The following is a 15,058-nucleotide window of genomic DNA, read 5'->3' on the forward strand; positions in this document are numbered from 1 at the left end:
AGTAACAAGGTTGCTTGCGTGCGGATACCAACTGCTCCGACGCAAAGAGGGGATGTGACCGTGATCACGTACCGCGGCCGCGCTTCTCGAGTGTTCCGCCTGCCCAAACCCGTACATGCCCTCGCCCACCGGACGTCGACGGCCGCGGCCGTCGACGAACTCGTCGCGCCGCCGGCCGCGCCATGGTCCTCGGGCCCGCGCCGACCCACCGCATCCGGCGCACCCCCACCCATGCTCTGGTGCTCGGACCGGCGGCTGACAACGGCCCGATACGGGCATACGGGCGCGATCACCGACCGCACGGAGGCGTGTACGAGAGACGGGGCAGATACTCGTGCCAGTTGTCCGGCGTCAGGACGCCCCGGGTCATCGAGCAGATGCGACGGACGGCCTCGTCGACGTCCAGGTTCCACAGCCGGACGGTATCGGCGCCGCTCGACACTCCGAGCATGCGGCTTTGGGGACTGAACGACAAGAAGTTGCCTGTCTTGGCGTTGGGGCTCATCGACTGACCAATGGGAGCGGCCTCGGACGGGGCGGTGACGTTCCAGAGTCGGACCGTGTCGTTGCCGCCGCTCGCCAGGGTGCTGCCGTCCCGGCTGAACGTCAGCGAAACGATCGCATCGGTGTGGCCGGTGAGAGGGGAGCCCAGCCGGGTTGCCCTGCGGGGATCGGTGATGTCCCAGAGCCGGACCGTGTTGTCGTCGCTGCCGCTGGCCAGCGTATGGCCGTCCGGACTGTAGGTGAGCGCGTTGACGGGCCCGAGGTGGCCGGTGAGCGGCGCGCCCAGCGGTGCCGCGTGGCGTGGGTCGGTGAGGTTCCACAGCCGAATGGTGTTGTCCGCGCTGCCGCTGGCGAGCGTACGGCCGTCGGGGCTCCAGACGAGGGCGTTGACGTAGCCCTTGTGGCCGGTGATCGGCGCGCCGAGTCGACGAACGTGGGACGGGTCGCTGACGTCGTACAACTGGATGGTGCGGTCGTCATACGCGGTCGCCAGCGTGCGCCCGTCCGGGCTGAAGCCCAGGGCGCCCGCGAACCGTGTCCGCAGTGCGATGGGCGGCCCGGCAGCGGCAGGCCGAGTCGGATCGGTGACGTTCCAGAGCCGCACCGTGCGGCCCCCGGTCATCACCGCGAGGGTGTTGCCGTCGGGGGAGAAGACCGGTTCGCGTATCGCACCCTTCCCGGGCAGGAACGGCTTGCCCAGCGGCACCGGCAGGCTGGGTCTCTCCACGTTCCACAGCCGAACCCTTTGGTCGCGCGCGGCCGTGGCGAGCACCCGCCCATCCGGGCGGAACGCTCCGACGCGGCCGACCATGTCCGACGTTGGTATCGACCACAGGCGGACGGTGTTGTCGCCGGTCCCGGTGGCGAGGGTGCGGCCGTCGGGGCTGAAGCCCAAGGCGTACATCTCGCCGCTGCTCCCTGCGAGCGGCTCGCCGACCTGCGACGGGTATGCCGGATCACTGACGTTCCACAGGCTCGCCGTACTGTCCTCGCTGGCGGCGGCGAGCATGGTTCCGTCAGGGCTGAAGGCCACGGACCATATGGGACCGGAGTGGCCGGTGAGCGGCGCGCCCAGCGGCGCCGCGTGACGTGGATCGTCGACGTTCCACAGTCGGATGGTGTTGTCCGCGCTGCCGCTGGCGAGAGTACGGCCGTCAGGGCTGAAGGCCACGGAGTGAACCAGGTCCGTATGGCCGGTCAGCACCGTGTCGATCGGCTTCGGGTGACGCGGATCGGCCATGCCCCACAGCCTGATCGTGTCATCGTCGCCACCGGCTGCCAGAGTCCGGCCGTCGGGGCTGAACGCCACGGCGCGCACGGCGGCGGTGTGGCCGGTCAGAGCAGCGAGCCTCCTCGGCCGGCCCGGGTCGCTCGTGTCCCAGAGGCGAACGGTGCGATCTTCAGTGGCGGAGGCCAGAGTGTGTCCGTCCGGGCTGAAGGCGAGCAGGTAGCTCGTGCCGTTCTTGCCGGGCAAGGGCGCACCGAGCGGGCGCGGGTGGCTGGGGTGCCGCACGTCCCACAGACGGATCGTGCCGTCGTCGCCGGCGCTGGCGAGGGTGCGACCGTCCGGGCTGAAGACCGCGCTGCTCACCCAGCTCGTGTGGCCGGTGAGGGGCTTGCCCAGGGGTTTGGGGCGAGTCAGGTCGCTTACGTCCCACAGCCGTACGGTCCGGTCGTAGCTGGCGGTGGCCAGGACCCGCCCGTTCGGGCTGAACGAGGTGAGGTAGACGGCGCCGGTGTGGCCGAGCAGCGGAGTGGCCATGGGCGCGTTCACTATCGAGATCAACCGGTTGTTCGTGCCCTCGTCGTCCGGCCGCAAGCGGTGTGCCACCAGGGCAAGCTGGGCGGACAACGACGGATCCGTGTGCTGGAAGCGATCGGCTTCGGTGACCACCTGCTCGAACACCGCATCGTCCCGCTGCTGCCACGCGACCACCGCCGCACCGGCAGCCACCATCGCCAGGACGACCAGAGCCGACACCGCACCCCGGCTGATCCAGACGATGCGCTTGCGCAGCCTGACCGAGGCAGCGAGGAATTCCACCGCGCTCCGGGTCAGAAAGGTGTCACCGGCGGACTTCGCCCAGTCGCGGGCCTGTTCCAGCCGGGAACCCCGGTAGAGCAGTGAGTTATCGCGGTGCGAGTCCTCCCAGGCTCTGCCGTCCTCCTCCAGTCGCTGGCGCAGCAGGTGGTCGTTCCTGCCCTCGTCGATCCAGTCGCGCAGGCGTGGCCAGGCGTGCAGCAGCGCTTCATGGGTGATCTCCACGGTCTCCGCGTCGAGTGTCACCAAGCGGGCGCGCGCCAGCGCTTCGAGCGATTCCTCCGTTTTGTTGGGGTCCGTCGACTCCTCCGACAACTGGCGCCGCATCCCCCGCCTGCGGGTGGCCTGGGTGTCTTCGCCCAGCCGGACCAGCCTGAGGAGGAGCAGCCTCGCGGCCGTGCGCGCCCCGGGATCGAGGCCGGACCAGGCCCGCTCGGCAGTCGCCGCCACCGCTCCCTGGATCCCGCCCGCCGCGCGGTAGCCGGCCAGCGTCAGCCTTCCCGCCTTCCGCCGCTGCCAGGTGGCGAGCAGGGCGTGGGACAGGAGCGGCAGCACCCCCGCGTCATGCGTCCCACGCAGGCCGTCGGCGCTCACTTCCCGGACGATCAGCTCCGCCAGCCCCGGTTCGAGTTCCAGTCCCACGGCCTTGGCCGGGCCGGTCACCGCTTCGCGCAGCTCCGTCGTGGTCAGTGGTCCGAGCACCATGTGCCGGTGTTGCAGCGCGTCGGCCAGTTCGGGATACCCCAGGCACTGCTCGTAGAAGTCCGCGCGTATGCCGAGGACGACGAGCACGGGTGCCGGGTCATCGGAACCGGCGGGCGAGCACGCGGCATGGAGGAGCTGGATGAACGTGCGCCTGTTCGCCTCGCTGGAGCCGAGGGTGAACGCCTCCTCGAACTGATCCACGATGACGACCGGACGAGCGGCGGAGGATGTCTCGCGCCCCGCCCACGCCGTGACGGCCTCCCGCACCGCGTGCGCGAAGTGTGGAGTACCGGGCTCCTTCGCCGCCGCTTCCTTCGCGACGACGCGGGCGAGTTCGGGGATCCGGCGGGTCAGCTCCGCAAGAGGATCGCCTCCCGGCACCAGGTGCAGAATCCCCCTCGCCCGGCTGTTCCGGTCGCCCAGCGCGCCGTTCCGTACCGCGGACACCAAGCCGGCGTTCAGCAGGGAGGATTTTCCCGCCCCCGAAGCGCCCACGAGCATGACCAGGCCACCCGTCTTCTCCGCCGCGCGCAGTTGAGCGACGAGGCATCCCGTGCTCCGCTCTCGGCCGAAGAACCACCGGGCGTCCTGCTGACGGTACGAAGCCAGCCCCCGGTACGGGCACACACCACCGGGAACGGCCCGGGCTTCGGCCGATGGCTGTTCCTCCTCCTCCGCGGATCCCGCGGGGCCCTCCCCGACCGGGTCGGCCACCGCACGCTCCCACAGGCGCTGCCACTGGGCCATGTCGTACAGGCCCGTTGACACCGGCGCGGGCCGCGAGCGACGTGCTTCGGGAATCAGGACGTGCAACACCGCCGCGAGGGCGCCGAACTGGGCAGGCACATTCCTGGCTCGTCGCCAGTCGCTGATCCGCTGAGCGGACACCCGTACGGGCCGCCCCCGTTCGTCGACCCGCTGAAGCCGAACGACCGACTCGGCCACGCTCTTGAGCGGAGGGTTACCGGCCTCCTTGTACAGCAGCGCAAGGCGTTCCGCGAAGGCTGTGCGTGCCCCTGAGCCGGAACTCAAGGTCTCCACTCCTTACTTCCCCCGCGGCTGGACATCCGGACCGGAAAACTTACTTTATATGGATGACCTGCACTTAAGTCGATGACCCGAGACCGGAACCTCCTCGGCGGGAGGCACAACTGGCAGGATCACGACGCACCCGGCACGGCGCGGCTCGAAACCGCCCCACCGTTCGGCGCCGGTCCCCACGAGGGGAGGGACCGGAACCGAACGATGGGGCGTGTGGAGTCAGGAGGCCGTGGCCGCGTCGCTCAGGGCGGCGAGCATGCTGCGCAAAGCGGGCCGCTCCAGGGAGGTCTCCCGGGTCGCCGCCGAGATCACCCGAACCGGCTCGGGGCTGCGGACGCTCCGTGCGAGGAGGCCCGGGGTGCGGGTTGCGCAGCCCCAGCCACGCATCAGGCCCACACCGAGGCCGGCCTGCGAGGAAACATGATCGGTCACCTGACCAGCGCTCGGTCGCTCCCGGTCGGTCCCGGTCATCCCGCCATCTCCGCACGTCCCTCAGCGCTGTATCTGACGTCCCGTCAGATAGGTGCGGGCTGGAGGCGGTCGCCGCAACCAGCGAGACAAGCGCCCGTTTCCGGGCATCCATGCCGGGCACACGCAGTCCAAAAGTGGGAGGAAACGGTGAACGCATCGTCGATCGCACGTGGTCTGGGCTCGGCAACGCGCATACGCACGCGCCTCCGTACCCGTAGGCCCCGTACCGGCACCCGCACACCCGGCGAGGCGGGCGGCCGCGCCATCGAGGCGGCCGCACGCTGGGGGCTGACCGCCCGGGGCGTGCTCTATCTGCTCATCGGCGTCCTGGCGCTGCGCATTGCCTTCGGTGACCGTGGCCAGCAGGCCGACCGGGGCGGGGCGCTCGAGGAGCTGGCCAAGCAGCCGTTCGGCTCGCCGCTGGTCTGGGCGGTCGGCGCGGGGCTGGCCTGTATGGCGCTGTGGCGGCTGTCCGAGGCGGTCTTCGGGGCCGCCGGTCCGGACGGGGGCAAGGCGCGGAAGCGGCTGGCGGGGGCGGCGCGCGCGGTGTTCTACGGCGTGGTCGCGTACTCCGTGCTCTCGTTCGCCGCCGGGGAGAAGGGCAGCGGCTCCAGCGACCGGCAGTCCCAGGATGTGACGGCGCGGTTGCTCGACCTGCCGTACGGCCGGTGGCTGGTCGGCCTCGGCGGAGCGGCGGTGGCCGTGGCCGGGGTGTGGATCGCGGTACGGGCGATCCGGCACACCTTCGTCAAACACCTCAAGGTGTCCGCGATGTCCCCGCGGATCCGGCGGGCCGTGGAGGCGCTGGGGGTCTGCGGCGGGGTGGCGCGCGGGGCCGTGTTCGCGGTGGCGGGCGGCTTCGCGGTGTCGGCCGCGGTCCGTTACGACCCGGACAAGGCGAAGGGCATCGACGACACGCTGCGGAGCTTCACGCGGACGGCGGCGGGGCCGTGGCTGCTGGTCGCGGTGGCGGTGGGGCTGGCGCTGTTCGGGGTGTTCTCGTTCGCCATGGCGCGCTGGCGCAAGGTCTGAGGCGCAAGGTCTGTGGCCCCGGGTCTGTGGCCTCGGGTCTGTGGCGCAAGGTCTATGGCCTCGGGTCTGTGGCCTCGGGTCTGTGGCGCAGGGTCTGTGGCCCAGGGCCTGTGGCGCAAGGTCTGAGGCCCGAGGTCTGTGGCGCAAGGTCTGTGGCCGGGGCCACCCGGGCCCCGGCCCGCCGCAGAAGCCCGGCTACCCCTGTTCGACCACCGCCCGCACCGCCTCCTCGATCGGCGTATCGCCGTTGATCAGCTCCAGGGTGCGGTGCGCGGTGCGGGGCTCGTCGAGGAGGGCGGCCAGGACCGCCGCGACGTCGTCGCGCGTGACCTCGCCCCGGCCCGTGTGCTCGGCCAGGTTCACCCGGCCCGTGCCCGGGTCGTCGGTCAGCCGGCCCGGCCGCAGGACGGTCCAGTCGAGGTTCTCCCGGGCCCGTACGTCGTCGTCCGCCGCGGCCTTCGCGCGCAGATAGGCCGCGAACACGGGGTCCGTACCGGGCGGGGGCTCGCGGTCGGCGCCCATCGAGGACACGATGAGGTACCGCCGCACCCCGGACCGTTCGGCCGCGTCCGCGAAGAGCACCGCGGCCGCGTAGTCGACCGTCTGCTTCCGTTCGATGCCGCTGCCGGGGCCCGCGCCGGCGGCGAAGACCGCCGCGTCGGCCCCCTCCATGTACGTGGCGACGTCCTCGACGGTGGCCTGCTCCAGGTCGCAGACGACCGGTTCCGCGCCGGCCGCCAGCAGATCGCCCGCCTGCTCGGGTTTGCGGATGATGCCCGCCACCTCGTCGCCGCGCGCCGTGAGCAGTCGCTCCAGCCGCATCGCGATCTTCCCATGTCCACCAGCGATGACAATGCGCATGAACCCGACCGTACGCCGGTTGTCCTACGGCTGCTCGTCGCCGCCCTGCGACCGGGTCTGACGCGGCAGGTCGAGGGCGACCGCGGCGGCCGAGTCGCAGTACTCCCGTACCGCGCTGGTGCGGGCCACCAGCCGGCCCTCGTGGATCACCACGCGGCTGTACGCGAGCGAGAGGACACCCGCGAGCCCGTCCCCGCGCACCGCGAGCAGCTCCGCCGGGAACCCGGCCTCCACCCGTACGTCGGGCAGCCCGATGGCCGCCCGGGCCCGCCCGCACACCGCCTCGTACGCCTCGTCGGGGCGCAGCCCGTCCCGCGACGCCAGCAGGAAGGCGGCCTCCAGGGGGTCGCCCCGGCCCACCGGGTTGGCGGCGTCCCGTAGCGCGCCGCTGCCCGCGGCCACCCGGACGCCCGCCGAGCGCAGCAGCCGCACCGGCGCCCAGCCGGCGCCGTGCGTTCCCCGCCCGCCCCGGTCCTCCAGACCGGCGCAGTCGCCCTGGGGAAGACAGACGACGGTGACGCCGGCCGCCGCGAGCCGGTCGGCGATGCGCGCCGCCACCTCGCGCGGCAGCCGGGACAGCCCGCCGCAGGGGCCGATGGTGACGCCCGGCCGCAGTCCGCCGGCCATCGCGGCGAACCGGGCGAGCCGGGCCGGGTCGTCGCCGTCCGTATGGAGGTCGACGGCGCAGCCGTGGCGGGCGGCGAGGTCCAGGACGGCCTCGGCGTGGCCGGCCGGGTCGGGGTCGAGGTCGGGGCAGCCGCCGATGACCGTCGCGCCCGTCCGCACCGCGTCGCGCAGCATGGCGAGCCCGTCCGCCCCGGCGGCGCCGGTCAGCACCCGGGGCACCGCCACCGCGTGGAGGTCGATGAGTCCGCGCAGCGTCCGGCGCGCCTGGAGGACGGCCTCCAGGGAGCTCAGTCCGTGCACCCCGCCGATGCGGACATGGGTGCGCAGCGCGGTCGCCCCATGCCCGAGGTGAAGCAGCGCGGCCTCCGTCGTACGGCGCTGGATGTCCTCGGGGGCGTACGGGACCGGGCCGGCGATCTCGGCGGTGAGGGCGGTGTCGCAGTGGGCGTGCGGTTCGGCGGGGGCGGGGAGCAGCAGATGGCCGCCGAGGTCCAGCCGGGTGCCGGGGCCGGGCGCGAGGCTGCCGGCCGTGCCGACTGCCTCGATCCGCCCGCCGCCGAGCCGGACGTCCACGGTGCGGCCGTCGGCGAGCCGGGCTCCGCCGAGCACCAGCGCGGCGGAACCGGGGGCCGCGCCGTCGTTCCTGGAGGGAGGCTGCGGCTGGCTGTCGGGCATCGCACTCCTGGGAATCGCAGGGCGTACGCGGGCGCGGGGAGGCGCGCGACGGGTGCGTGCGCAGCCAAGATCGCGCGGCGCGATCCGAGCCTAGGACGCGGTGGGGGCGGCTTCGCGGAGGAGCCCAATAGTCGTACCGGTGTGGTGCCTGAGCCACCGGTGACAGGGCGCCGATACGGATTTCACCTTCGGCGGTCGACCGTGTAATGTCTTCATCGCTCGCCCCAATAGCTCAGTCGGCAGAGCGTCTCCATGGTAAGGAGAAGGTCTACGGTTCGATTCCGTATTGGGGCTCTGATGTGTGAGGCTTCCCGTTCGAGTTAAAGTCGTACGGGAGGTCCCTCGCATCACAGCGGTGTAGCTCAGTCGGTAGAGCAAGCGGCTCATAATCGCTGTGTCACCGGTTCAAGTCCGGTCACCGCTACTGACAGTAGCCGATTGCGGGGTCGGTCCTTCGATCGGCTACTCTTTCTGCGTTAATCCCCATCCGTTCGTCAAGGAGCACTCACGTGGCTGCCACCGACGTCCGCCCGAAGATCACGCTGGCCTGCGTGGAGTGCAAGGAGCGGAACTACATCACCAAGAAGAACCGGCGCAACGACCCGGATCGTCTTGAGCTCAAGAAGTACTGCCCGCGTTGCAACGCGCACACCGCGCACCGCGAGACGCGATAGCAATAAGCTCTGATTCGAGGCCGCCCCCACTCGCGGGGGGCGGCCTCGTTTCGTTGGTTCGTTGGTAATTCGATCGCAGGAGGTGCGAGGCGATGGCGCTCGACCAGTCGTTCGTGGGGCGGAGCTACCCGCCCACCGCCCCGTATGAGGTCGGCCGGGAGAAGATCCGCGAATTCGCCGAGGCGATCGGCGACCCCCACCCGGTCTACACCGACCCCGAGGCGGCACGCGCGCTCGGCTACCCCGATGTGATCGCCCCGCCGACCTTCGTCTTCGCCATCACCTTCAAGGCGGCGGGCCGGCAGGTCGTCGAGGACCCGCAGCTGGGGCTCGACTACAGCCGGGTGGTCCACGGCGATCAGCGGTTCGAGTACACCCGGCCGGTACGGGCGGGTGACCAGCTGACGGTCACCTCGACCATCGACTCGATCAAGTCGCTGGCCGGCAACGACGTCCTGTCCGTCCGCGGCGATGTGCACGACGGAGCGGGTGATCATGTGGTGACGTCCTTCACGACGCTGGTCGCCCGCGCGGCCGACACGGAGGAGAGCTGATGGCGGCCAAGGTCGGATACGACGACGTGGAGGTCGGCACCGAGGTGCCGCTGCGCGAGTTCCGGGTGACCCGCGCCGGCCTCGTGCGGTACGCGGGCGCGTCGGGTGACTTCAACCCGATCCACTGGAACGAGAAGTTCGCCAAGGAGGTCGGGCTCCCCGACGTCATCGCGCACGGCATGTTCACCATGGCGGAGGCGGGCCGTGTGGTGACCGACTGGATCGGTGACCCCGGGGCCCTCGTCGAATTCGGCGTCCGCTTCACCAAGCCGGTGGCCGTCCCGAACGACGACAAGGGCGCGGTCGTCGAGATCGCCGCCAAGGTCGCCGCCAAGGACGACGAGGCCCGTACGGTGCGCCTCGACATCACGGCCACGAGCGCCGGCCAGAAGGTGCTGGGCAGGGCCCGCGCCGTGGTCCGGCTCGCCTGAGCCCACTCCCGTACGAGGTGCCGCCCGCCCCCGGACCGTACCGGGGCCGGCCGCCCCGAGGCCGTCCCCCATGGCCTCGTGGCTGCCCCCATCGCCGTGCCCGGGCCACGGACAGGGCCCAGGGGGCGCACCCGTACTCTTGAGCGCGTGCAGGAACTCCACGACGCCCCCCTCGCCCCGCTCACCACGTTCCGCCTCGGCGGACCGGCGACCCGGCTGATCAGGGCCACCACCGACGACGAGGTGGTCGCCGCCGTCCGGGAGGCCGACGCGACCGGCACCCCGCTGCTGGTGATCGGCGGCGGCTCCAATCTCGTCATCGCCGACAAGGGCTTCGACGGCACCGTCCTGCACATCGCGACCAGCGGCCTCACCCTCGACGGGACCCGCCTGGAGCTCGCCGCGGGCGAGAACTGGTCGGCCGCCGTGGCCCGCACCGTCGAGGCGGGGCTGGCCGGGATCGAATGCCTGGCCGGCATCCCCGGCTCCGCCGGTGCGACCCCGATACAGAACGTCGGCGCGTACGGTCAGGAGGTCGCCACCACGATCACCGAGGTGGTCGCCTACGACCGACGCGCCGACGAGATCGTCACGATCCCGAACGCCGACTGCGCCTTCTCCTACCGCCACAGCCGCTTCAAGGCCGACCCGGACCGCCATGTGGTGCTGCGGGTCCGCTTCGAGCTGGAGGACGCGGACGGGCTCTCCGCGCCGGTCCGGTACGCCGAGACCGCCCGGGTCCTCGGCGTCGGGGTGGGGGACCGGGTGCCCGCCGCCATCGCCCGCGAGACGGTCCTGGGCCTCCGCGCGGGCAAGGGCATGGTGCTCGACCCCGAGGACCACGACACCTGGTCGGCGGGGTCCTTCTTCACCAACCCGGTGCTGACGCAGGACGCGTACGCCGCCTTCCTCGCCCGGGTCGCCGAGCGCCTCGGGCCGGACACCGCGCCGCCCGCCTTCCCGGCGGGGGAGGGGTACATCAAGACCTCCGCCGCCTGGCTGATCGACAAGGCGGGCTTCACCAAGGGCTACGGCGCCGGCCCGGCCCGCATCTCCACCAAGCACACCCTCGCGCTCACCAACCGGGGCGAGGCCACGACCGAGGATCTGCTGGCGCTCGCCCGCGAGGTGGTGGCGGGGGTCGAGGAGGCGTTCGGGGTGACGCTGGTCAACGAGCCGGTGACGGTGGGCGTGAGCCTCTGAGATCACCTACGGAAGTCCGTACGGGGTCTCAGTCCGCCAGCCACTCGTCGATCCCCGCCAGCCCCTTGCCGGTGGCGTACTTCGCGCGGGACATGGGCGTCTCAGTCCGCCAGCCACTCGTCGATCCCCGCCAGCAGCTTCCGCCGTACGTCTTCCGGAGCGGCTGAGCCACGCACCGACTGCCGCGCCAGCTCGGCCAGTTCGGCGTCTTTGAAGTCGTGGTGTTCGCGCGCCAGCTCGTACTGCGCCGCCAGCCGTGATCCGAAGAGCAGCGGGTCGTCGGCGCCCAGCGCCATCGGCACCCCCGCGTCGTACAGCGTTCGCAGCGGTACGTCCTCGGGCTTCTCGTAGACGCCGAGCGCCACGTTGGACGCCGGGCACACCTCGCAGGTCACCCCGCGGTCGGCGAGCCGGGCGAGCAGCCGCGGGTCCTCGGCCGCGCGCACCCCGTGGCCGACCCGCGCCGCGCCGAGGTCGTCCAGGCAGTCGCGCACGCTGGCCGGACCCGAGAGCTCACCGCCGTGCGGCGCCGCCAGCAGCCCGCCGTCCCGGGCGATGGCGAAGGCGCGGTCGAAGTCGCGGGCGAAGCCGCGCCGCTCGTCGTTGGAGAGGCCGAAGCCGACGACGCCGCGGTCCGCGTAGCGCACGGCGAGCCGGGCCAGGGTGCGCGCCTCCAGCGGGTGCTTCATCCGGTTGGCGGCGACCAGCACCCGCATCCCGAGCCCGGTGTCGCGGGAGGCGGTCTCGACCGCGTCCAGGATGATCTCCAGCGCCGGGATCAGCCCGCCGAGCCGGGGGGCGTACGAGGTGGGGTCGACCTGGATCTCCAGCCACCGGGCGCCGTCGCGCACATCCTCCTCGGCGGCCTCGCGCACCAGCCGCCGGATGTCGTCGGGCTCCCGCAGACAGGACCGTGCGATGTCGTACAGCCGCTGGAAGCGGAACCAGCCGCGCTCGTCGGTGGCGCGCAGTCTCGGCGGCTCGCCGCCGCTCAGCGCCTCGGGCAGATGGACGCCGTACTTGTCGGCGAGTTCGAGGAGCGTCCCGGGGCGCATGGAACCGGTGAAGTGGAGATGCAGATGCGCCTTGGGGAGCAGATGTACATCGCGTGCCATCTGCAGATACTGCCGTACGTCCGGACCCTCCGGTACCGCTTTCACCGAACGTGGGCTTGCCCGCACAGGAATCCGGGCCGGATGCGCCGGCCGGATACGACAGCGGGCGCCCGGCCTCGGCCGGGCGCCCGCTGTCGTATGGGCGGCGGGTCAGTCGCGCGCCTCGCCCAGCAGCTTCTGGAGCCGCGAGACCCCCTCGACGAGGTCCTCGTCGCCCAGCGCGTAGGAGAGCCGCAGATAGCCCGGCGTGCCGAAGGCCTCACCCGGCACCACCGCGACCTCGGCCTCCTCCAGGATCAGCCCGGCGAGCTCGACGCTGTTCTGCGGCCGCCTGCCGCGGATCTCCTTGCCGATCAGCCCCTTCACCGACGGGTACGCGTAGAACGCGCCCTCCGGCTCCGGGCACTCCACGCCGCCGATCTCGTTCAGCATGCGCACGATCGTGCGGCGCCGGCGGTCGAACGCCTCGCGCATCTTCGCGACGGCGTCCAGGTCGGCGGAGACGGCGGCGAGCGCGGCGGCCTGAGCGACATTGCTCACATTGGAGGTGGCGTGCGACTGCAGGTTGGTCGCGGCCTTCACCACATCCTTGGGACCGATGACCCAGCCCACCCGCCAGCCGGTCATCGCGTACGTCTTGGCGACCCCGTTGACCACGACGCACTTGTCACGCAGCTCGGGCACCACGACCGGCAGCGAGTGGAACTGGGCGTCGCCGTAGACCAGGTGCTCGTAGATCTCGTCGGTCAGCACCCACAGCCCGTGCTCGGCCGCCCAGCGCCCGATCTCCTCGATCTGCTCGCGGGAGTAGACCGCCCCGGTGGGGTTCGACGGGGAGACGAAGAGCAGCACCTTGGTGTGCTCGGTGCGGGCCGCCTCCAGCTGCTCCACGGAGACGCGGTAGCCGGTCGTCTCGTCGGCCACGACGTCCACCGGGACGCCGCCGGCCAGCCGGATCGACTCCGGGTAGGTGGTCCAGTAGGGAGCGGGGACGATGACCTCGTCGCCCGGGTCCAGGATCGCGGCGAACGCCTCGTAGATCGCCTGCTTGCCGCCGTTGGTCACCAGGACCTGGGCCGCCTCGACCTCGTAGCCGCTGTCCCGCAGGGTCTTCGCGGCGATCGCCGCCTTGAGCTCGGGCAGTCCGCCGGCCGGGGTGTAGCGGTGGTACTTGGGATCGCGGCACGCGGCCACCGCGGCCTCGACGATGTAGTCGGGCGTGGGGAAGTCCGGCTCACCGGCGCCGAAGCCGATCACCGGGCGGCCGGCGGCCTTGAGGGCCTTGGCCTTCGCGTCGACGGCAAGGGTGGCGGACTCGGAGATGGAGCCGATGCGGGCCGACACCCGCCGGTCGGTCGGGGACTGTACTGGGGGAGTAACAGCGGTCATATGTGCATCGTCGCAGACCGGGGAAGTGGGCGGCAGGTGGGTTTACGGCACCTTCGGGCGCTTCTCGTTCGACGCCCGGCCGACAAGCACGTACACTCATGCGTCGTTGGCCGCTCAGCAGCCGTTCCGCCCCGCACACTCCGTGCAGCCGGGTGGATGCGGTAGGTTGGGGGTGCCGCGAAGGGTCGTAGCTCAATTGGTAGAGCACTGGTCTCCAAAACCAGCGGTTGGGGGTTCAAGTCCCTCCGGCCCTGCTACACGCACTGAGGTTCAGGGTGCGTGCATGCGTACGCAAGGACAAGCACCGCTGTGCGGCCGGGCCGGACGCGGCACGGCCACGACCCGGATTCAGGTGAGGATGAGTGACGGAAGCCCTGGGCTCCACCGCGACGCCTGAGAGCGGTCGTCCTGAGGACGAGGTGGCGACCAAGAAGGGCCGCCGTGGTGGCAAGCGCGCGAAGAAGGGGCCCTTCGGCCGCCTCGCGCTTTTCTACCGACAGATCATCGCTGAGCTGCGCAAGGTCGTCTGGCCCACTCGCAGCCAGTTGTCGACGTACACCAGTGTGGTGATCGTCTTTGTTCTGATCATGATCGGCATCGTGACCGTGATTGACTATGGGTTTAACAACGCCATCAAGTACGTCTTTGGCTGAGACCCCGCGAATGGGCGGCCGCTGTCATGGCGTCGCCTCTTCGCACGTTCCACCCCTTGAAGCCAGGAAGAAGCAGCCACCGTGTCTGACCCGAACCTGAACGACGCCGCCGAGCCCGTCGAGTCCCGTGAGGACGAGCTCGACATCGTCGAGGCGGCGGATTCCGACCAGGCTGAAGCAGCCGACGCCGCGGCGGGCGAGCCCGCAGAGAAGGAAGCGGTCCACGTCGAGGACGAGGCTGCCATCGAGGCCGTAGAGGCCGACGAGGCCGGTGCCGAGGAAGCGGCCGCGGAGGCCGAAGAGGCCACGGTCGACCCGGTCGAGGCCCTGCGCGAGGAGCTGCGCGGGCTGCCCGGCGAGTGGTACGTGATCCACACCTACGCGGGCTACGAGAAGCGCGTGAAGGCCAACCTGGAGCAGCGTGCCGTCTCGCTGAACGTCGAGGAGTTCATCTACCAGGCCGAGGTCCCCGAGGAAGAGATCGTCCAGATCAAGAACGGCGAGCGCAAGAACGTCCGCCAGAACAAGCTCCCCGGCTATGTGCTGGTGCGCATGGATCTGACGAACGAGTCGTGGGGCGTCGTCCGTAACACCCCGGGCGTCACCGGCTTCGTGGGCAACGCCTACGACCCGTACCCGCTGACCCTGGACGAGATCGTCAAGATGCTCGCCCCCGAGGCCGAGGAGAGGGCCGCCAAGGCCGCCGCCGAGGAGGGTGGCGCGCCGGCGCCGAGCCGCAAGGTCGAGGTCCAGGTACTGGACTTCGAGGTGGGCGACTCGGTCACGGTCACCGACGGCCCGTTCGCGACGCTCCAGGCGACGATCAACGAGATCAACGCCGACTCGAAGAAGGTCAAGGGCCTGGTCGAGATCTTCGGCCGCGAGACCCCGGTCGAGCTGAGCTTCGACCAGATCCAGAAGAACTGACGGCGACGCAGTCGTACGGACGCTTCCGAGCAGGTCAGACGGGCCCCTTGCGGCCGGTCTGACCTGCTCGGTTTTAAGGCGCACAGCTATACCCGTTATCGTTGTGCGGTATGCCTCCATCCGGATGATCCGGACCGGAGGCGAAATACCTCTCA

General features: G+C 71.2%; 13 protein-coding genes and 3 tRNA genes. 10 read left to right on the forward strand and 6 right to left on the reverse strand.

All coding sequences use genetic code 11. The annotated features are described in order from the left end of the window. Positions 1–289: 289 nt before the first annotated feature. Positions 290–4,291 carry a WD40 repeat domain-containing protein gene (locus ABZU99_RS14205; protein ID WP_356042975.1) on the reverse strand — a complete coding sequence of 1,334 codons (4,002 nt, stop codon included), beginning with the start codon at positions 4,289–4,291 and terminating at the stop codon, positions 290–292. A 219-nt stretch (positions 4,292–4,510) separates the two neighbouring features. Then, on the reverse strand, positions 4,511–4,723 hold the full coding sequence (locus ABZU99_RS14210) for a hypothetical protein (RefSeq protein ID WP_356042977.1): 213 nt from the start codon (positions 4,721–4,723) through the stop codon (positions 4,511–4,513). Positions 4,724–5,026: 303 nt separating this feature from the next. Here ABZU99_RS14210 and ABZU99_RS14215 point away from each other — a divergent pair, with 303 nt between their 5' ends. Next, positions 5,027–5,794, forward strand: coding sequence for a DUF1206 domain-containing protein (locus ABZU99_RS14215; protein ID WP_356043355.1), 768 nt, complete (start codon positions 5,027–5,029; stop codon positions 5,792–5,794). Positions 5,795–5,989: 195 nt separating this feature from the next. Here ABZU99_RS14215 and ABZU99_RS14220 read toward each other — a convergent pair whose 3' ends face one another. Then, on the reverse strand, positions 5,990–6,655 hold the full coding sequence (locus ABZU99_RS14220) for an NAD(P)H-binding protein (RefSeq protein ID WP_355940239.1): 666 nt from the start codon (positions 6,653–6,655) through the stop codon (positions 5,990–5,992). Between the two features lie 24 nt (positions 6,656–6,679). Next, positions 6,680–7,957, reverse strand: a complete 1,278-nt coding sequence (locus ABZU99_RS14225; RefSeq protein ID WP_356042980.1) for a hydrolase — start codon at positions 7,955–7,957, stop codon at positions 6,680–6,682. 221 nt (positions 7,958–8,178) lie between these two features. On the opposite strand from ABZU99_RS14225, the gene ABZU99_RS14230 reads away from it, so the two are divergent. From ABZU99_RS14230 to ABZU99_RS14255, 6 genes are all read left to right on the forward strand, one after another. Continuing rightward, positions 8,179–8,251 (forward strand) — tRNA-Thr (locus ABZU99_RS14230). Between the two features lie 57 nt (positions 8,252–8,308). Beyond that, positions 8,309–8,381: transfer RNA gene (locus ABZU99_RS14235), tRNA-Met, on the forward strand. 85 nt (positions 8,382–8,466) lie between these two features. Continuing rightward, positions 8,467–8,631, forward strand: a complete 165-nt coding sequence (gene rpmG, locus ABZU99_RS14240; RefSeq protein WP_355940244.1) for a 50S ribosomal protein L33 — start codon at positions 8,467–8,469, stop codon at positions 8,629–8,631. A 92-nt stretch (positions 8,632–8,723) separates the two neighbouring features. Then, entirely contained in the window at positions 8,724–9,185 is a 462-nt protein-coding gene (locus ABZU99_RS14245; RefSeq protein ID WP_355940247.1) for a MaoC family dehydratase N-terminal domain-containing protein, read from the forward strand. After that, positions 9,185–9,616 (forward strand): MaoC/PaaZ C-terminal domain-containing protein, encoded by a 432-nt coding sequence (locus ABZU99_RS14250; RefSeq protein WP_355940250.1) that lies wholly within the window; start codon positions 9,185–9,187, stop codon positions 9,614–9,616. The genes ABZU99_RS14245 and ABZU99_RS14250 overlap by 1 nt, the downstream gene beginning before the upstream one ends. A 96-nt stretch (positions 9,617–9,712) precedes the next feature. Then, entirely contained in the window at positions 9,713–10,819 is a 1,107-nt protein-coding gene (locus tag ABZU99_RS14255; protein WP_356043358.1) for a UDP-N-acetylmuramate dehydrogenase, read from the forward strand. Positions 10,820–10,920: 101 nt separating this feature from the next. On the opposite strand, the gene ABZU99_RS14260 is transcribed toward ABZU99_RS14255, so the two are convergent. After that, the gene (locus ABZU99_RS14260) at positions 10,921–11,940 is read right to left on the reverse strand and encodes an adenosine deaminase (protein WP_356043361.1); all 1,020 of its coding nucleotides are present in this window, start codon (positions 11,938–11,940) and stop codon (positions 10,921–10,923) included. 144 nt (positions 11,941–12,084) lie between these two features. Next, a complete protein-coding gene (locus ABZU99_RS14265; RefSeq protein ID WP_356042984.1) occupies positions 12,085–13,323 on the reverse strand; it encodes a pyridoxal phosphate-dependent aminotransferase in 1,239 nt (412 codons plus the stop codon). Between the two features lie 181 nt (positions 13,324–13,504). Here ABZU99_RS14265 and ABZU99_RS14270 point away from each other — a divergent pair. The 3 genes from ABZU99_RS14270 (at position 13,505) to nusG (ending at position 14,903) form a co-directional block, all read left to right on the forward strand. Next, a tRNA-Trp gene (locus tag ABZU99_RS14270) sits at positions 13,505–13,577 on the forward strand. 108 nt (positions 13,578–13,685) lie between these two features. Next, the gene (gene secE, locus ABZU99_RS14275) at positions 13,686–13,976 is read left to right on the forward strand and encodes a preprotein translocase subunit SecE (protein ID WP_355940258.1); all 291 of its coding nucleotides are present in this window, start codon (positions 13,686–13,688) and stop codon (positions 13,974–13,976) included. Between the two features lie 81 nt (positions 13,977–14,057). Further along, positions 14,058–14,903, forward strand: a complete 846-nt coding sequence (nusG, locus tag ABZU99_RS14280) for a transcription termination/antitermination protein NusG (protein WP_355940260.1) — start codon at positions 14,058–14,060, stop codon at positions 14,901–14,903. The last annotated feature ends 155 nt before the right edge of the window (positions 14,904–15,058 follow it).

Origin of the sequence: Streptomyces sp. NPDC005266 (assembly GCF_040607655.1) — a bacterium.
Lineage (GTDB): Bacteria > Actinomycetota > Actinomycetes > Streptomycetales > Streptomycetaceae > Streptomyces.